The sequence below is a fragment of the Pseudactinotalea sp. HY160 genome (genome assembly GCF_009372055.1).
Lineage (GTDB): Bacteria > Actinomycetota > Actinomycetes > Actinomycetales > Beutenbergiaceae > HY158.
Genome location: NZ_WHMT01000005.1, coordinates 82,978 through 101,417, shown reverse-complemented (window position 1 = coordinate 101,417; position 18,440 = coordinate 82,978). Strand labels below are relative to the sequence as shown.

The following is an 18,440-nucleotide window of genomic DNA, read 5'->3' as shown; positions in this document are numbered from 1 at the left end:
CTTCGGCTCAGCGCGGGCAGCTCAGGAGGGCCCGCGTTTCCACCCGCACAGCCTAGCGCACCGGCGGGCCGCGCCCCGGGGCCCACACCAGCCGCGGGGGCCCGGTTCAGCCCCGCAGGGTCGCCCGGGCGGGCAGGAGGTCGGCGGCCTGGGCCACGGCGCGGCGGGCACGATCGGCGAGTTCGGGGGTGGGCAGGCCGGCGGCCGCCCAGTCCTCCTCCGCGGCATAGATCGCGGTGGGCACGACGAGCGCTCCGAAGTAGGAGAACAGCGGCCGCATGGCCTGGTCGATCACGAGCTGGTGGCGCGCCGATCCGCCGGTCGCGCCGAGGATCACGGGCTTGCCCTTCATCGCGACCGGGTCCACGAGGTCCCAGAACGCCTTGAACAGTCCGGCGTAGGACCCGCGGAACACCGGCGAGGCGGTGATGATCAGGTCGGCCTGTTCGACGGCCCGCAGCGCCCGGTCGAGCCGTTCGCTCGGCAGCCCGAGGAGGGTCGCGTCGGGGAGGTCGCCCGCGAGGTCTCGCAGTTCGAGCCGGGTGAGGTCCGCGCCGTCCAGCTCCTCGGCCGCGCGCGCGAGCAGGTCGGTCAGGGCGGTCGTGGTGGAGGGGTATCCGAACCCTCCGGAGAGTGAGACGACGGAAGTCATGAGGCATCCTCCCATGCGGTGCGATCGGGGCGGTCGGCGTGGTCGGGGACGGCGAGGGCGTCGGTCAGTCGCGTGCACAGCGCCTGCAGCAGCCGCGCCTCGCGCTCGCTCAGCGGGGCCAGCCGGGCCGTGATCGAGCGGACGTGCCGGCGTCCCAGCTCGCGTTGGAGCGCGCGGCCGCGCGGCGTGAGGACGACGACGATCGCCCGTCCGTCCCGGGCGTCGGGTTCGCGCCGGGTCAGGCCGGCGGCGGTGAGCCGGTCGACCAGGCGCGAGATGCCCGGCTGGGAGACGAGGGCGCCGGTGACGAGCTCGCGCATCGCCAGCCGGCCGCCGGGCGCGCCGGCGAGGCGGAAGAGCACGTCGTACTCGCGGGCGGAGAGCGGGTCGAAGTCTCCCCCGGCCTCGAAGCCGGCCATGAGGGAGGCCTGGGCGCGCAGCAGCGCCTCCCAGGCCGCGCTCGCGGCGCGGGGCGTCGGCGGCCGGTCGAGGCCGGTGGCCACGCTCACGACGACGCCGCGGGGTCGAATGCGCGGCCGGTCACGGTGTCCCGGACCGGCTGCCGCGGCTCCCCGATCGCGGCGGCGGTGCCCGGCGCGGCCCGGCGGGCCTCGACGAGGGAGGCGTGCGTCGGCGCGTCCGGGACGTGGGCGGGCCGGTCCTTCGCGAACTCGGCGCGCAGGGTCGGCAGGATCTCGCCCAGCTCGTCCAGCTGCTCGAGCACGACCCGCAGCGGCAGGCCCGCATGATCGATGAGGAAGAGCTGTCGCTGGTAGTCCCCGAAGTGGTCGCGGAACGTCAGCGTGCGGTCGACGACCTCCTGCGGGGACCCGACCGTGAGCGGGGTGGCCTCGGTGAACTCCTCGAGCGAGGGGCCGCCGCCGTAGACGGGCGCGTTGTCGAAGTAGGGACGGAACTCGTTCACGGCGTCCTGGGAGTTCTTGCGGATGAAGATCTGCCCGCCGAGGCCGACGATCGCCTGGTCGGCGCTGCCGTGACCGTAGTGTTCGTAGCGCTCGCGGTAGAGCCGGATGAGCGACTGGAAGTGCTCGGTGGGCCAGAAGATGTGGTTCGCGAAGAAGCCGTCGCCGTAGTAGGCGGCCAACTCGGCGATCTGCGGGCTGCGGATGGAGCCGTGCCACACGAAGGGGGCGACGCCGTCCAAAGGCCGTGGCGTCGAGGTGAACTGCTGGAGCGGGGTGCGGAAGCGCCCCTCCCACGTGACCACGTCCTCCTCCCAGAGGCGGCGCAGCAGCGCGTAGTTCTCGATCGCGAGCGGGATGCCCTGCCGGATGTCCTTGCCGAACCACGGGTAGACGGGCGCGGTGTTGCCCCGGCCCATCATGAGGTCGACGCGGCCGTCGGCCAGGTGCTGGAGCATCGCGTAGTCCTCGGCGATCTTCACCGGGTCGTTCGTGGTGATGAGCGTGGTCGAGGTGGTGAGCAGCAGCCTCGAGGTCTGCGCCGCGATGTAGCCGAGCATCGTCGTGGGCGAGCTCGGCACGAAGGGTGGATTGTGATGTTCGCCCGTAGCGAACACGTCGAGGCCCACGTCCTCGGCATGTCTCGCGATCGCGACCATCGCCTTGATCCGCTCGCGCTCGGTCGGCGTGCGACCGGTCGTCGGGTCCGTGGTGACGTCCCCGACCGTGAAGATTCCGAACTGCATCTCTACCGACTCCCAAGTTCTATGCGTGTGCATACATCACAACAAGGTAGTTGAAGATTCATTCCCGCTGTGACCGGCGTCACGGCCACGCCCGCGACCAGGCGGGCCGGCACCCGAGTCACCGGCTGTTGCCAGCTGTTGTCAGCCGGTGTCGGCTGTTGCCGACCACGGCCGGCCGGTGCCCGCTCGCGACTCCCACGCGGCGCCCGCCGGGGCCTGCACGGGCCTGCACGGGCCTGCACGGGCCTCGACGGGCCTCCTGCGGCCGCCGCGCCGGCCCGTGCGGCGGTCCCGGACGGTGGTCCGCCTCGCCGCGGCATGGCGCGGACCGGTAGGTTCGGTCGAGGAACTGCCGCATCGAAGGGACCCAGAGAAGAATGAGCACTGTCGGAACCGCCCACGTCGGGGTGATCGGCCTCGCGGTCATGGGGCGCAACCTCGCCCGGAACATCGCGAGCCACGGCCACACGGTCGCGCTGTACAACCGCACCCAGGCCCGCACGGACGACCTCATGGCCTCCCACGGGGACGAGGGATCCTTCGTGCCGGCCGCCGAACTGGCCGAGTTCGTGGCGAGCCTCGAGCGCCCGCGCCGGATCATCATCATGGTCCAGGCCGGTCCGGCCACCGACGCAACGATCGACTCCCTCATCCCGCTGCTCGAGGAGGGCGACATCGTCGTCGACGGCGGGAACGCCCACTACGAGGACACCCGTCGCCGGGAGCAGGCGCTGCGCACGCACGGCCTGCACTTCGTGGGCGCCGGCATCTCCGGCGGCGAGGAGGGCGCGCTCAACGGGCCCTCGATCATGCCCGGCGGATCGCTCGAGTCGTATGCGGCGCTCGGCCCCATCCTCGAGGACATCGCCGCCCGCTACGACGGTGAGCCGTGCTGCGCCCACATGGGCCCCGACGGCGCCGGCCACTTCGTCAAGATGGTGCACAACGGCATCGAGTACGCCGACATGCAGTTCATCGCCGAGGCCTACGACCTGCTGCGGGCCGCGGGCCTGAGCGTCGCCGAGATCTCGGAGGCGTTCCGCGAGTGGAACACCGGCGACCTCGACTCCTTCCTCATCGAGATCACCTCGACCGTGCTCGACCAGCTCGACCCGCGCACGGGCGCCCCGCTCGTCGACGTGGTCGTGGACGCGGCCGGCCAGAAGGGCACCGGCACGTGGACCGTGCAGAGCGCCCTCGGTCTCGGCGTGCCGGTCAACACGATCGGCGAATCGGTCTTCGCCCGCGCGGTCTCCAGCCACCCCGACCTGCGGGCCGCCGGCCGGGAGCACCTGAGCGGGCCCGACCGCCGGGTCGAGCGCACCGACTCCCTCGTCGAGGACGTGCGCCAGGCGCTGTGGGCCTCCAAGGTCGTCGCCTACGCCCAGGGGCTCGACCAGATCCGCACCGCCTCCCTCGAGTACGGCTGGGACATCGACGTGGCCGAGGTGGCCAAGATCTGGCGGGCCGGCTGCATCATCCGGGCGCGCCTGCTCGAGCGCATCCGGTCCGAGTACGCCGGCGGGAACCTGCCGACCCTGCTCGCCGCGCCGAGCATCGTCACCGGCCTCACGGCCGCGCAGGACGGCTGGCGCCGGGTCGTCGCCACCGCGGCCACCGCGGGCGTGCCCGCCCCGGGCTTCGGTGCGGCCCTGTCCTATTACGACTCGGTGCGCGCCGAGCGCCTGCCCGCCTCGCTCATCCAGGGCCTGCGGGACTTCTTCGGCGCCCACACGTATCGGCGGGTGGACGACGAGGGGTCCTTCCACATCGAGTGGACCGCCGACCGCAGCGAGAGCCGCATCTCCTGACCCGCAACCGATGACCGAGCGACCGATCGAGGTGTTCCCACCCGCTCCGGCGTCCGCGCCCCGCGCGCTGACGCCGGAGCGGGTGCGCTCCCGCCTGGCCGATCCGGCCCTGTGGGATCGGCTCGGCTTCTATCCCGAGGACCGCGCCGAGCTGGACCGCCTGCTCGAGGCGATCGGGCCGGCCGACCTCGACCGGGTCGCCGCCGCGACCGGCCCGGTCCTCGGGCTCATCGGCGACCGGCTCGGCCCACAGGCCAAGGACTTCTTCGACGTCCTGCCCGACGAGCCCGGCCAACCCCGCGGACTCCTGCCGCTGCTGGCCCTCGCCGTCACGTCGCCGGAGGTGCGCGCCTACGGCCGCCGGCTCGGCCTCTCCGCGGAGGTCGCGGCGAGCGGCCTGCGCGACCTGGGCCAGCAGGTGCACGTGCACCGCCTCGTCACGGGCTCCTTCGGCCTGCACACCCAATGGTGGCTCACGGTCGCCTGGTCGGGCACCCTGTGGTGGCTCGGCCGGCTGCAGTTCAACGTCGTCCGCTACGACGGCCGCCTCCACCTCTCGGCGCACATCCCCCAGACGGGCCCGCTCACCGGGGTGCAGGAGTCGTTCGACCAGGCGCGCGAGCTGGCCGCCGGACCGCTCGCAGGGCTCGACCTGGCCGGATTCCACTGCGATTCCTGGCTGCTCGACCCGAACCTGTCCGAGGCGCTCGAAGGCCGGGGGAACATCGCCGCGTTCCAGCGCCTGTGGCAGCTGCGGGAGGAGTCCCGGCCGGCGGACGGCGACGCGATCTTCTTCACGTTCCGCACCCGCGAGCAGGTGGGCCCGGAGCAGCTGGCCCGCCTGCCGCAGCGCACCTCCCTCGAGCGGGCCGTGGTCGGGCGGCTCCGGGCGGGCCGGCACTGGTCCTCCCGCGTCGGGGTCATCCGCCCGCTCCGACGGGAGACGCCGCCGGTCACATGACCGCGAGGAGCGCCTCACCGAGCACGAGCAGGATCGCGGCCGCGACCACGAGGTACCACAGCACGACGATGATCCAGCGGTTGCGCACGAGCTGACGGGCCACCCCGGCGGAGAAGCCGAGCGCCCCCGCCTCGCCGGCGCGGGCGACGATGTGCACGAACAGCGGGATCATCACCGCCCAGATGACGAGGCAGTAGGGGCACAGGCCCGACAGCACGAACAGCGCCTGATACTGCAGCCAGGTCACGAACCCGATCCCGAAGAGTCCGCCGACCACGGCGCCACGCCAGATCCACCGGGGCAGTTCGACCCGGCTGAGCAGCAGCATCGCGAGCGTGATCACCACCGGGAAGGCGGCCACCCCGACGACGACGTTGGGGATCGCGAAGGCCGAGGCCGCGTCGCTGTCGAGGAACAGGCCGCAGCCGATCATCGGGTTGATGTCGCAGGCGGCGACGTAGTCCTGGCCGAACACGAGCCGGTTGATGTAGTCGATCGCCAGCGAGGCCGAGGCCCACAGGCCCAGGAGCCCGGTGATGAGGGCAACCCAGCCGAACTCCCGGCCGCCCGGCGCCCGGGTGGGGACCTGGTCGTCGATCGGGTCCAGCGGGCCGGCCGTCGCGGGGCTCGGGTGTGTGTCGCTCACTCGCGGTTCCTCTCCTGTCGGCCCCGGGGCGGGCCCTGTCCGGTCAGCCTAGTCCGCCCCGCTCAGCTCCACGGACCCTGCCCGGGGGCCGGCCACTCGAGTTCGACCTCGTGGTCGGGCCGGGCGGGGAAGGCGAACCACGGGGACAGGTCGACGCTCTGATCCGGGTCGGCGATGATCGTGCGGAAGCTCAGGGGCGTGTGGGTGGCACGGTCCCAGCGCATCACCGTGATCGTCGCGGGCGCGTTCAGGGGTCCGATCGTGGGCACCTTGTACGTGGCCCCGCCCGAGGACGAGCTGACGTACTGCACGCCGAGCCCCCGCTGCCACGGTCCGATCCGGCGGTGGTAGTGGCCCGCGAGGGCCAGCGGCACGCAGCCGCTCTTGAGCGCGGCCTCCGTGCCCCGGGGGTTGTGCATGAGGAGCATGTCGACCGGGTCGCCGCCCGCCGCCAGCTCGCACGCCTCGTCGCGGAGCCGGTCGCCGATCTCCGGGATCGTCTCCGGCCCCACCTGGCGGGTCGGCGCGCCGAGGGAGGTGAGGGTGGGGTCCGTGTCGCCGAGGAAGCGGATCCCCTCGATCACGACCGGCTTGCCGTCGAGCACGGTCCATCCGTGGCCGCGTTCCTGGTCGGCCGTCACGTCCGAGTCGTGGTTGCCGTCGGCCACGACCACCGGCAGGTCCCCGAAGCCGTCGGCGAAGGCGTTGACACAGATCGCCTCGACGGCGGTGCCGCCCATGACCGTGTCCCCGAGGTTGACGATGAGGTCGGCCTCCGCCTCCTGGGCGGCGGCTCCGATGACCTTGCCCATCCCCACGTTGCAGTGCAGGTCGGAGACGATGACGATCGTGGCGACGTCCTCCTCGTCCACGGCGCGGTTCCCGTCCGGCCCGGCCGTGCCCGGCGGCGTCTCCTCGTCACCGGTCCGGTCGCCGTCCCCGCTGCCGTCGGCGGCGCCCGTGGGACCGCCGAGGTCGTCGCCCGTGGGCTCCGGCGTGGCGGTGGGCGACGCCGCCGCCCTCGAGGTGGCCTCGGAGGCTCCGTCTCCGGGTGCCGGGCTCGCGTCCGGGCTCATCGTCGGAGCCGGCAGCGGCGGGGTCCGCGGGGCGTGCGGGGCGGAATCGGCGGCGTAGGCGTCGCGCAGGTTCGCCTCGACCACGTCGTAGAACTCCGAATTCTTGTTGATCGCGTCGATGACGACCTGCCCGTAGTGGTCGATCAGCTCGCCGAGCCGGCCGGTGATCCGGGCGTCGGCCAGCGGCGTGTTCGCGAGGACCGAGGACGTGTGCCCCACGCCGGCGGAACCCTTCGTCACCGAGACCGCCGGCGCGACGGCCAGGGCGAGGACGAGGCCGATGGTCACGGCCCGGATGTCGGGGCGACGCCAGGCCGAGGCGACGGCGTTGCGGAACAGGCCGTGCGCCGTCAGTCGGCTGAGCATGATGACCGTGAGCAGGATCGACCAGTAGAGGAACGTGCGCAGCACCGCGTTCGAGGCGAGCCCGAACGCGGCGGTGCGGATCGTCGTGGCCGGGTCGGTGAAGAACTGCACGTAGCTGTTCAGGTCCTCGGTGAGCCCCGCGATCGCGTCCCCCGGGCCGGCGGGCACCTCCTCCCCGCCGATCGAGAGCTCGTCGGGGATCCGCTCGACGAGCACGTCGACACCGAGGCCGAGCGGGAGCGGGGAGTCGAGGATGAGCGATCCGAGCGGGCCCATGTTCACTGTGATCTCGTGGTTGAGCGTCATCGAGTACTCGGCGATGTGGGGCCCGAGCGAGCCCTCGTGGTCGGCCGTGAGCACCCCGCCCACGACCGCCACGAGGCCCGTGACGACGAAGGCGATGCTCGCCCGGATCGAGCGCCGGGCCCACGGGTGCAGCCGCACCCACCAGCTGTGCTGCTCGGCCTCCGCGGGGACGTCGGTGCCGTTCTTGCCGTTCTTGCCGTCGGTGCCGTTCTTGCCGGCCTTCCCCTCGGGGGCGGATGGCGCGGTCATCGCCGGCTCACCCAGTCGGGCACGGGCGAGAGCAGGTCGGCGACCTCGGCCGGACCGACCGGGGGGTCGGACTTCGCGGGGATCGTGACCCCCCAGGCCAGGCCGGCGGGGGCATCCGCGCGGACGGACCGCCAGCCCTTGCCGCGCGCCTCGGCGTCGCCGCCGACGTCGACGTTGATGAGGACGGGGATCCGCGGGTCGTCGGTGATGAGGATCCCCCGGTGGCGCACCTGCCCGGCGGTGGACTCGCTCACGCTCACGAGCTTCTGGGGCAGGTCGTGGGCGGCCACGAAGGCGCTCAGGTAGGAGATGAGGTCGTTCACCTCGCCGGCGTCGACCGACCCCTCCCGGTCGCGGGCCCGCGCGTCGGTCTCGTACCGCCAGCCCGGCTCGAGCCGCACGCCCACGTTCGGGTGGGCGAGCAGGGTCTCGTATTCGCGGACCTGGTCCAGGAACGAGTATCGTCCCGGCTGGAATGCGAGCAGCACGAGCACTCCGGCCTGCTCGGCCCGCTCGATCCACGGCTCGATGTCGGCGGCGGGCCACATATGGCTGTACTTTCCGTGGGTCCCGGGCTCCTCGCTCGCCACGGTCACGAGGATCTCCACGGCCGGCACGACCTGGTCGTCCCAGGCGGCGGTGTAGGCCGCCGCGTCGCCGATGACCCGGGTCATCGTGGCCGCGGCGTCCTGCGCGCCGAGGGTGCCGAGCTTGTCGGTCTGGATGCTGCCGTAGAGGCTCACGTAGCGGATCGACGAGTCCCCGGATCCGAAGATCAGCTGTCCGCCGCCGGGGAGTTGCACGCCCGTGCGGACGGCGTCCAGCACCACGTCGAGCTCCGCGCGCGGCATCGACCACGTCCCCAGGGCGACGAGGCTCGTGACCGCCGATTCGCCCAGCGCGCCGATGAGGTCGGCGTCGCCGCGCAGTGGTTCGCTGCCCACGAGCAGCCGGGCGCCGGCCCCGGCCGCCGTGCCCGCGGCCGCCACGAGGACCGGCTCGTCCCGGGTGATGACGACGGCCCCCGCGAGCGGCTCGGCGGCGAGTGTCTCGGGCATCGACCCGTAGGCGTCCGGGCCGGCGCCGGCCTCCGGGGCGGCGAACACCTCGTCCTCGCCGAGACGCGCGAGCGCCTGGACGGCGTCCTCGGGCTCGGGTGGCGCCACGGAGGTCACCTCGCGTCCGAGAAGGGCGCCGAGGGCCTCGTCGTCGCCGGGGTCGGGCGCGACGATGAGCGCGGTCGTGTCCACGTCCGCGAGGCTCACGGCCCCGACGGTCAGCACCGCCCGGGTGCCCAGCCGCACGAGTTCGGTGTTGAGTTCCCCCGGGGTGGCGGTGTCGGACGGCGTCGTGGATTCACCCGGCGGCGGGGTGAGCAGCACCGGCACTCCGGCGACCGCTCCGATCGAGGCGGCACGCAGGATGGCCCCGGGCTCGTCGACCGGGGCGAGCACCACGACCTGCGCGGCCTCGAAGTAGGACTGGGACGCGGCGAGGGCGAGCTCGGCCGGATCGCTGCCCGAGATCCGTTCGGACTCTGGTTCGTGGGTGACCGAGATGCTGCGGACCGCGTGGCTCACCCCCGGTTCGGGGTCGAGCGTGACCCCGCCCGAACAGCCCGCCACGAGGAGGGCCATGCCGGTGAGCAGGGCGAGGGTCGCGCCCGGGCGCCGCCTCGCCGGCCGGGCGCGCGACCGGCGGCGCCGTGGCAGGTGCCGTCGGTCGGTCGCGGGGCTTGCCATGACCCCAGGGTAACCGGCTCGCGATCCGGGCCGGGACCCGGCGCTCACGCGCCGTCCGTGCTCGCCTCGGACCGGCCGCGATTCACCCACAGGTAGCGGCCGCCCGCGGCGAGGAGGGCCGCGACGACGACGCCCACGAGGGTGCCGACGGTGAAGCCGGGCGCGGTGATGCGCAGCACGACGTCGGCCCGGGCGAGCGGCGCGGTGAGCCCGGTCGCGATCAGCAGGGTGAGCAGGTTGGGTGCCGCGAGCACGGCGGTCGCGACCACGAGCCCGATCACGAGGCCGCGCCGTTCCGGGCGGTGCCGGCTGCGCAGGGCGAGCGCCGCCGTGGCCACGGCGGCCAGGGTGAACACGATCCCGAATCCGACCCCGTGCCACGAGGCCGCCGTGCCGTGGGTCATCGAACCGACGACGCGGGCCCATCCGGCCGGGAGCAGGAAGTAGAGCACGAGCCCGAGCGCGAGGATCGCGAGCACGATGAGCAGGAGCAGGGTGCTGCGGCGCATCCAGCGCGGCGGCCGAGGGTCCGTCGCCGTGACGCTGCGGTCGGGCTCGGCTACTGGTTCCATGCCGCTATCGTGCCGCACGCGAGCCCCGGCGGGCCAGCCTCCCCGCCCGGCCGGGCCCGGCCTCAGTCGGTCCGGTCGGCGGCCCGGTCGGCCCGGTCGAGGGCCGCGCCCACGAAGAAGTCGATCGCGAGCCTGCCCACCGTGGCGACCACCGCCGCCAGGGACACACCCTTGAGGAGCACCGCGATCCCACTGAGCACGTTGCTCGCGCCCCCGTAGAGGCCGCCGAGCGAGAAGTTCGCGATCGCGCTGAGCACCGCGGCCAGCGCGACGAGGCCCGAGAACACGGCGACGGCGAGCCAGGCGGCCTTGCCGAGTCGCACCGGGTCCTCGAACAGCGACGGGCCGCTCGGGGCCGCCGGCTGATACGCGGGATATCCGGCGCCCTGCTGATACTGCTGACTCTGCTGATACTGCTGGCCCTGCTGGTATTGCTGGCCCTGCTGGTATTGCTCGGGCTGCTGGTACTGCTGCTGGGGGTACTGCTGGTAGTGGTCTGCCTGCTGATAGTGCCCGGGCGCCGCGGCGCTCGGCACGCTCGGCGGAACCTGTCCGGTGTAGCCGCCGGGCGCGGGCGCGGACTCCCCGAACCCACCGGCCGACCCGAACGGCGGTTCCCCCTGCGGGCCCGCGGGTGGCTGAAACTGGCTCATGTGCGCTCCTTCGTCATTCTACTCGGGCCGGCACAGCCGTGCCGCCCCGGGTTCACTGTACGACCCGCGCCGCTCAGGCGGTCACGACGTTCCCGCCGGTGACGGCGACCGTGATCTCCGGCAGCGGGTCGACCGCTGGCCCCTCGAGGACGTCGCCGGTGAAGGTCTCGAACTCCGAATGGTGGCACGGGCACATGAGGACCTGCGGTTCCCCGTCGATCGGGGCCACCTCGCAGCCCTGGTGGGTGCAGATCGCACTCACGGCCACGACGGTGCCCTCGGACGGACGGCCCACGACGATCGGCGAGCCCCCTTCGGGCGTCACCGTGACGGATCCCCCGACGGGCACGTCCGCCAGGGGCGTGAGCACGATCCCCGGCTCGAGCGCCGTCGATTCGCCGCTGCACGCCCCGAGCAGGGTCACGCCCGCGATCACTCCGGCACCCGCGAGAACCTGACGCCTGCACACCTGCGAAGACATGCCCCCATCGTAGGCGAGCCTCGCCGGCCCGCGCGCCGTCCGGCCCGCGCCCCGTCGCGGACGGGCATGATGGAGCCACCCGCCGGCCACCGCAGAATCGGAGCACGAATGACCTCCTACGAGCTCGACGCCCGCGTGATCCCCCACGCCGAGCGGCACTCGACCATCCTCGCCACGTTCGATGCGCTCGCGGTGCAGGAGTCGTTCGTCCTCGTCAACGATCACGATCCCGTTCCGCTGCGCGGACTGTTCGAACGCGAGTATCCGCGCGGCTACGACTGGGAGTATCTGGACGAGGCCCCCGAATGGCGGATCCGGATCACGAGGCTCGCGGCCACGCCGCTGCCGCGGCTGCTGGCCGATACCGCCGACCTGGCCGGGCCCACGGCGGAGGCGGACCTGTTCGGGGCGGTCTGGCGGCTCGACGTGGCCGAACGCGACCTGGACGCCAACGTCATCGCGATCGCGCCGGAGGGCAGGATCGCCACCCACGCCGGCCCCGACCTCGACGTGCTCCTGCACGTGATCGCCGGTTCGGGCAGGATCGTCACCGAGCGCGACGTGGTGCCCCTCGGCCCGGGCGGCCTCGTGTGGCTTCCCCGCCGCTCGCAGCGTTCCATCGAGGCCGGCCCGGACGGATTGCGCTACCTCTCGGTGCATCGGCGCAAGCCCGGCCTGAGCATCCGATCCACGCGCTGACCGGCCGCCGTCCGCCCGCCGCCGTCCGCTCAGGCGCCGGCTCCGGCCAGGTGGGCCGGCCCCGGTGGGCCGGGCCCGGTCGGGCCAGGCGGGTCAGGCCAGGTCGGCGAGGCCGATGCCGTCGTCGGCGAGCCGGCCGGGCTCGATCCGTCGCCCGATGAGCGCCCGCAGGTCGTCGTTCACGTCCCAGATGTTCACGTTCATCGCCGCGGTGACGACGCCCTCTCGCAGCCAGAACGCGATGAACTCCCCCGCCGCCTCGGCCGCGGTGAGGTCCCCGCGGACCACGAGGACGTCGCTGCCGCTCCCCAGGCCCACGTACTCCATGCCGAGGTTGTACTGGTCGGTGAAGAAATACGGCTGCCAGTCGTAGGCCGCGTTCTCGCCGAGGATGACCCTGCCGGCGAGGGTGCCGTGCCGGATCGCGTTGTCCCAGTGCTCGACGCGCAGGCGCTCCCCGCGCAGGCTGTTGTGGGCGTTGGCCACGTCGCCGATCGCGAGCACGGCCGGATCGCTCGTGACCAGGTGCTCGTCGGTCAGCACGCCGCCGTCGACGTCGAGACCGGCGGCGGAGGCGAGCTCCGTGTTCGGCACGGCGCCGATTCCCACGAGCACGACGTCCGCGGGCAGTTCCTCACCCGAGTCGAGGCGCACGCCCGTGGCCCGGCCCTCGGTGGTGACGATCTCCACGACGCTCGCCCGGGTGCGCAGGTCCACGCCGTGGGCGCGGTGCAGGCCGGCGAAGTGATCGCCGAGCACGGACCCGAGGATCCGGCCGAGCGGAGCCTCGCCGGCCTCGAGCACGGTGACGGACGCGCCGGCGAGCACCGCCGCGGCCGCGACCTCGAGCCCGATCCAGCCGCCGCCGACGATGACGACCCGGGCACCCGTCGTCAGCACGTCCCGCAGGCGCTTCGAGTCGGCCATCCGCCGCAACATGAACACGCCGTCGGCGTCGGCGCCGGGGACGGGCAGCGCGCGGGCGTGGGCCCCCGTGGCGAGCACGAGCCGTCCGTAACCCACGGTGGCACCCGAGGTCAGCCGGACGGTGCGGGCGGCGCGATCGATCGCGACCGCGGCGTCGTCCAGGTGCAGCGCGATCCCGGCCTCCCGGTACCAGGCCTCGTCGTGGACGTAGGCGTCGGCATAGTCGGCGGTGCCCTGGAGCGCCTCCTTCGACAGCGGCGGGCGCTCGTAGGGCCGCTCCCCCTCGTCGCCGATGAGCGTGATCGGCCCGGTGTAGCCGCCGCCGGTGAGGGTCGATGCGACGTGCGCGGCCGCCAGCCCCGCTCCGACGATCACTGTTCCGCTGCCGGACTCCTCGGACATCGTGGCCTCCTTCGCCCGTGCGGCCCGGCCCCGGTGGCCGCCCCGCACGATTGTCATCGTACGCCGAGGCCTCCGACATCGGCCCCGATCATGGACGACGGCCGCTCCCCTCCCGTGGGAGGGTCGCGGCCGTCGTCGGTTGCGTGGGTCGGGTGCCGACCCGTCCGGCGCCTCAGTCGCGGGCGATCCGGGTCCGGCGTCGCTGCACGAGCAGGAGGCCGGCCGCGAGCAGTCCCGCCATGAGGCCGAGCGCGCCGAGCCCGACGCCGGTCGAGGGCAGGCCGCCGGAACCACCCGGCCCGTCCGCGCTGCCAGAGCTGCCCGCGTCGGAACCGCCAGACCTGCCCGCGTCGGAACCATCGGCCCCGCCAGAGCTGCCGGTGTCGGAACCATCGGCCCCGCCAGAGCTGCCGGTGTCGGAACCATCGGAACCGCCAGAGCTGCCGGCGTCGGAACCATCGGAGCCGTCCGACCCGTCGGACCCACCCGTGCTGCCGGCGTCGGAGCCATCGGAGCCGTCCGACCCGTCAGACCCGTCGGAACCAGCCGAACTATCCGCGTCGGAACCGTCCGAGCCATCCGAACCGTCGGTGTCACCACCGGCGTCCGTGTCACCACCCGAGTCGGTGTCACCACCGGCGTCCGTGTCACCCCCCGAGTCGGTGTCACCGCCGGTGTCCGTGTCACCGCCGGTGTCCGTGTCACCGCCGGTGTCCGTGTCACCGCCGGTGTCCGTGTCACCGCCGGCGTCCGTGTCACCGCCGGCGTCGGTGCCGCCGTCGCCGACGACGATCCTCCCGTCCTCCACGATCACCGTGAAGGTGCGCTGGGCGAGGTGCGCCCCGCCGACGAGTTCTGTGGCCGTGGCGGTGACCGTGTAGTCGCCGTCGGCCGTGTAGTCGTGGACGGCGGCGAAGGACTCGGGCGCGAGCGCCTCGGACTCGGTGCCCTCGCCCCAGTCGACCACGACGCCCGTGAGCGCGTCGCCGGCGAGTTCGGGAACGATCAGGGATCCGCTCACCCGGGCGGTCGCCGTCCGGTCGTCGGCGGTGAGGTCGGCTGCGAGCTCGTAGGCCGCGAGCTCGGGCGCCGCGTTCTCGACCGCCGGCATCCCGCCGGTCATGTTCCCGACCTGTACGAGGTCGATCGAGTCCGGACCGGCCCCGGTGGCCTCCGCCGTGACGGCGATGGCGATCTCGTTCTCCCCGGTCATGTCGAGGAATCCGGAGGGGATGGTGAACCGGGACTGCGGGCCCACGTAGCCCACCCACGTGCCGATGTTCCAGCCGTTGACGAACATGACCGTGCGCGAGGCGTCGGTGCGCTGGGCGAACGTCGGACCGAAGTCGGTGGCGTTCACGTCGAGGGCGAAGGAGGTGTCCTGCCCGGCCGGCACGTCGAGCTCGAAGGAGGTCCGATACCAGGCCACGCCCGGCTTGCTCGCGTGCAGCGTCGTGGTCTGCGCCCACGCCTCGTCGTCGTACCCGGGCAGGTACCAGCCCGCCCGCTCGCCGTAGAGGCCGCCGTTGTTGTACAGCGTGCGCGCGCTGTCGATCGGATCGTCGACGTCGCGGGCCCCCTGGATCTTCCAGGTGACCGGTCCGTCGTTGTTCAGGCGCGCGTTCCAGAGCCCGCGGTTCTGCTTGGAGAGGCCGTTGTCACTCCAGTCCAGGTTCTGGCCCTGGTTGCGCACGAGCACCGAGACCACCACGTCCTCGCCCGGGGTGACCGCCCCGTCGGGAACGTCGAAGGTCTTGTCCCGGCCCTCGGCCATGGCCGCACCGGCGTACTCGCCGTTGATCCACACGAGCATGGAGGCGGAGTTGCGCCCGTGACCGGGTCCGCCCGTGGCACCGTTCCCGTTGAGCGTGATCGTCTCCGAGGTGCCGGCGGTGTAGTGCGCCCGGTACCAGACGTCGCCCTCGAAGAAGTGGTAGAAGTTCGAGTCGAGCACCACCCCTGTGTCGGGTCCGGGACCCTGCTGGGGGTTGAGGGGCGCGGCGGCGTCCGCGATGATCCAGTCCGAGTCGTCGAATGCGACGGCCGCCTCGGGATTCTCCTCGGCGACGCGCCAGGTCTCGAGCACGGGGGTGTCGACGGGCTCGGGCCCGGGCACCCCGCCGGTGAGCGCGCCACCCTCGCCCGCGCCGGCGCCGGCGAGTTCCGCGCCGTTCCACGTGACCGAGGTGATCCCCTCGGGCACGTAGACCTCCACGTCGCCGGCAGCGGTCATCGAGCCGGTCAGATGCGCGACCTCCCCGTCGAAGGTGACCGTGCGCACGAGGTGCGCGCCGAACACCTCCACGGTGGCGTTGCCGTCGCCGCGGGCTCCCGAGACCTGCCACATGCCGCCCATCTCGTCGCGGTCGGTCACGCGCAGCAGCAGCGGTTCGTCCGTGCCCTCGGCCGCGATGCGATAGAGCGCCGCGGCGTGGGTGTAGTTGAGCCGGAGGGTGCCGTCGGCCTCGTTCCAGGTGACCTGGGGCTCACCGCCCTCGAGGGTGGTGACCTCGGGTCGGGCGGCGTAGTGGAGCACGGTCTCGCCGTCGTCGCCGGCGTAGCCGTCGAGGGTGAGCAGGCGGCCGCCGGCCGTGGGGATGTTCCCGACCGGCTGGGAGGTCGTGTAGTAGAGCTCGTGCTCGCCGACGCGGTAGTCGGCGACGATCGCCAGGGCGTCGCGCCCGTGCAGGGTGAGGTGGGTGCCCTCCTGCTGCGGGATCCGCTCGAAGTAGGGGGCCTCGCCGGCACCGGGGGCCTCGGACTCCTCGTCGCCGGTGAGCACGTTGAACGCGTCGATCGAGACGAACGTGCCCTGCGAGCCGGGGTCCTTCTCCCCGGTCACGGTGATCCGGATCGTGTGCTCGCCCTCGCTCAGGCCGGCCCGCTCGAAGGCGACGACCTGCTTGGAGGCGTTCTGGGGGCCGTTGAACGTGTTCGTCCTGTCCACGACCTCGCCGTCGATCGAGACCTCGCCGTAGCCGTGGTTGATCGACTGCGGCGCGATGACCTGGATGCCCGTTCCCGTGAACGAGTACTCGACGTAGTCCCCGGTGACGTCCGAGAACGTCTCGGTGCCGAGGTGGTTCCCGCAGGCCCAGTTCTTCGTCTCGCAGTCGGCGCTCTCCCAGCCGTCTCCCGAGTACTCGAGGATGTCCGCCTGGGTGTCGTCGACCGTGAACTTCGCGGGGGTGATCTCGAACGCGTCGACGGAGATGTTGATGCCGGGCTCGACGTTGCCGTCGGGGCAGCCGATCTCGCCGCGGGAGACCACCTTGATCGTGTGTTCGACGCGGGGATCGAGCTCGTCGGAGACGAACGAGGTGACCTGGTACTCGGACGTGTAGTCGTTCGAGGCGATGCACGTGTTCGTCTCGCCCACCAGGTCGCCGTCGATGAAGACGTCGGCGTAGCCGTGGTTGTTCGACCTCGAGGAGATGAGCGCGATCTTCGAGCCCGTGAACGTCAGCTCGGCCGCGGCGTCCCCGGCCATGCCGTAGGACTCGTCGGCCTCGACCGATCCGGAGGTCCAGTCCTTCCCGGCATCGTGGGACCACGTGCCGGTGTAGACCACGCGGGGATCGGCGTCGTTGACGACCTCGGTCGAGGCCGCCCGCTCGCCCTCGTTCAGGTCGATCGAGGTGGTGAAGGTCGTCTCGGTCGTGTTGTTCGAGTCGTTCAGGCGGAAGCCGAGGAACTGGGTGCCCAGGCCGGTGACCGAGGTGTCGAGGTCCTCGGTGGCCCGGCGCTCGTAGGCGTTCACCGGGGCACCGGCGGCGACGTCCACCGCCGGGTCGGCCGCCGGGCTCATCGACGTGAGCTGCGGCACGGCCTCGATGAAGTAGCCGAGCTCGCGCTGGGCGGTGAACTTGTCGGTGAGCTGGCGGTCCTCGGTCAGCGCCGCGCCGTAGTCGTAGGAGGTGTATCCCGACGACGGGGAACCGGTCCAGCCCCAGTTCGTGCCGCCGAAGGCCATGTAGTAGTTGAACGCGGTGACGCCGTTGGCGATGTTGTTCACGCCGTACTGGCGCACGAAGCTCGGGTCGGTGAACTCGTAGCACCGGTCGAAGGTGAAGTCCGCTCCCCACGGGGTGAACGCGCCGCCCTGGGCCTCGGTGATGAAGTTCGGCCCCTCGGTCGTGATGGTGCGCAGCCCGGCCTCGAAGTCGGACAGGCCGCGTCGTCCGGCCGAGCAGGTGAAGCCCAGCGGATAGTTGTCGTAGGCGTAGAAGTCCAGGCCCATGTCCTGGGCCGCGCCCGGCTTGGCGGGGTTGTACCGCCCGCCCATGCCGTAGTCGTTGTGGAAGACGGGCACGGTGATGCCGTCGGCGCGGACCTGCTTCGTGAGCTCGGCCATGAACTCCACGCGCTTGGGATTCTCGTCGAGCATCTCGTTCTCGACCTGATACAGCAGGATCGAGCCGCCGCCGTCGGTCACCTGGTGGGTCGCGGCGATCTCGTCGAAGGCCTCGATCCAGTCGAGGGAGTCCTCGAGGTTCGCGTTCGTGCGCAGTCCGGGGTTGCCGCCGTCGTTCGGGGTGTTCGTCAGATAGGCCGGCAGGCCGCCCATCGAGATCTCCGCGTTGACGTAGGGGCCGGGGCGCGCGATGACGTACAGACCCTCCTCGGCCGCCATCGAGAGGAGTCGGTCGATGTCCTTGACGCCGGAGAAGTCGAACTCCCCGCCGGAGGTGGTCTGGTGGTATCCCCAGAAGAAGTAGAGGGAGACCGCGTTGAAGCCGTTCGCGCGGACCTTCTGGAAGAGGTCACGCCAGTGCTCCGGGCTCGGCAGTCGCCAGTAGTGGAACTCTCCGGACCAGACGTTCAGGCGTTCGCCGTCGACCATGAAGGAGTGGGAGTCGAACGTGACCTCGTGGGGCCGGCCGTCGTTGCCCGGGAAGATCTGGGAGCCCGGGATCGCCGCGGCCGCGGAGTCGGCCGGTCCGACCTCGGCCGGTGCGGAGTCGGCCCGAGCGGGATCGGCGCCGGTCACGACACCGGCGGCGAGCAGGGCGGCCGCACCGAGCCCGGCGAGCGGGCGCGTGGCCCACGCCCACGAGCGGCCCGGACGGGCACCTGATGGGTGGAGGAGTGACATGTGCGAGCGGTTTCCTTCCTCGGAACGGCGCGACCTCACAGCAGCGGAAGTGCACAGGGACCTACACAGAGTACCCAGAAGTGCACACTCTGCGCCATCCCATGATCGATATCAGTCACGCTCGCGCAGATCC

The 18,440-nt window shown here is 72.4% G+C and carries 14 protein-coding genes; 3 read left to right on the top strand and 11 right to left on the bottom strand.

Annotated features, from left to right (window positions below):
- Positions 1–106 precede the first annotated feature (106 nt).
- The 3 genes from GCG21_RS06935 to GCG21_RS06925 are packed head-to-tail and all read right to left on the bottom strand — an operon-like array spanning position 107 to position 2,321.
- Positions 107–652, bottom strand: coding sequence for a CE1759 family FMN reductase (locus GCG21_RS06935; protein WP_194164977.1), 546 nt, complete (start codon positions 650–652; stop codon positions 107–109).
- Entirely contained in the window at positions 649–1,161 is a 513-nt protein-coding gene (locus GCG21_RS06930) for a MarR family winged helix-turn-helix transcriptional regulator (protein WP_370517362.1), read from the bottom strand. The genes GCG21_RS06935 and GCG21_RS06930 overlap by 4 nt, the downstream gene beginning before the upstream one ends.
- Positions 1,158–2,321, bottom strand: coding sequence for an LLM class flavin-dependent oxidoreductase (locus GCG21_RS06925; protein WP_152818558.1), 1,164 nt, complete (start codon positions 2,319–2,321; stop codon positions 1,158–1,160). The genes GCG21_RS06930 and GCG21_RS06925 overlap by 4 nt, the downstream gene beginning before the upstream one ends.
- Positions 2,322–2,698: 377 nt before the next feature.
- Between GCG21_RS06925 and gndA the strand changes: the two genes are divergently transcribed.
- Together gndA and GCG21_RS06915 are read left to right on the top strand one after the other, a co-directional pair.
- Positions 2,699–4,132 (top strand): NADP-dependent phosphogluconate dehydrogenase, encoded by a 1,434-nt coding sequence (gene gndA / locus GCG21_RS06920; RefSeq protein ID WP_152818556.1) that lies wholly within the window; start codon positions 2,699–2,701, stop codon positions 4,130–4,132.
- Positions 4,133–4,142: 10 nt separating this feature from the next.
- Positions 4,143–5,093 (top strand): acyltransferase domain-containing protein, encoded by a 951-nt coding sequence (locus GCG21_RS06915; RefSeq protein ID WP_152818554.1) that lies wholly within the window; start codon positions 4,143–4,145, stop codon positions 5,091–5,093.
- Here the strand turns inward: GCG21_RS06915 and GCG21_RS06910 are convergent.
- From GCG21_RS06910 to GCG21_RS06885, 6 genes are all read right to left on the bottom strand, one after another.
- Entirely contained in the window at positions 5,086–5,739 is a 654-nt protein-coding gene (locus GCG21_RS06910; RefSeq protein WP_152818552.1) for a vitamin K epoxide reductase family protein, read from the bottom strand. The two genes, GCG21_RS06915 and GCG21_RS06910, sit on opposite strands and share 8 nt — an antisense overlap.
- 62 nt (positions 5,740–5,801) lie before the next feature.
- Positions 5,802–7,736, bottom strand: coding sequence for a metallophosphoesterase (locus GCG21_RS06905; RefSeq protein ID WP_152818550.1), 1,935 nt, complete (start codon positions 7,734–7,736; stop codon positions 5,802–5,804).
- A complete protein-coding gene (locus GCG21_RS06900; RefSeq protein WP_152818548.1) occupies positions 7,733–9,478 on the bottom strand; it encodes a cell wall-binding repeat-containing protein in 1,746 nt (581 codons plus the stop codon). The genes GCG21_RS06905 and GCG21_RS06900 overlap by 4 nt, the downstream gene beginning before the upstream one ends.
- A gap of 44 nt (positions 9,479–9,522) precedes the next feature.
- Complete coding sequence (locus tag GCG21_RS06895; RefSeq protein WP_152818546.1) at positions 9,523–10,050, bottom strand: hypothetical protein; 528 nt, start codon at positions 10,048–10,050, stop codon at positions 9,523–9,525.
- Between the two features lie 62 nt (positions 10,051–10,112).
- Complete coding sequence (locus tag GCG21_RS06890) at positions 10,113–10,703, bottom strand: hypothetical protein (protein WP_152818544.1); 591 nt, start codon at positions 10,701–10,703, stop codon at positions 10,113–10,115.
- A gap of 73 nt (positions 10,704–10,776) precedes the next feature.
- The gene (locus tag GCG21_RS06885) at positions 10,777–11,184 is read right to left on the bottom strand and encodes a Rieske (2Fe-2S) protein (RefSeq protein WP_152818543.1); all 408 of its coding nucleotides are present in this window, start codon (positions 11,182–11,184) and stop codon (positions 10,777–10,779) included.
- 108 nt (positions 11,185–11,292) lie between these two features.
- Between GCG21_RS06885 and GCG21_RS06880 the strand changes: the two genes are divergently transcribed.
- Positions 11,293–11,883, top strand: coding sequence for a DUF2249 domain-containing protein (locus tag GCG21_RS06880; RefSeq protein ID WP_152818541.1), 591 nt, complete (start codon positions 11,293–11,295; stop codon positions 11,881–11,883).
- A 93-nt stretch (positions 11,884–11,976) separates the two neighbouring features.
- Here the strand turns inward: GCG21_RS06880 and GCG21_RS06875 are convergent, their stop codons facing one another.
- The gene (locus GCG21_RS06875; protein WP_152818539.1) at positions 11,977–13,212 is read right to left on the bottom strand and encodes an NAD(P)/FAD-dependent oxidoreductase; all 1,236 of its coding nucleotides are present in this window, start codon (positions 13,210–13,212) and stop codon (positions 11,977–11,979) included.
- Between the two features lie 172 nt (positions 13,213–13,384).
- Complete coding sequence (locus GCG21_RS06870) at positions 13,385–18,307, bottom strand: beta-galactosidase (RefSeq protein ID WP_152818537.1); 4,923 nt, start codon at positions 18,305–18,307, stop codon at positions 13,385–13,387.
- Positions 18,308–18,440: the final 133 nt, after the last annotated feature.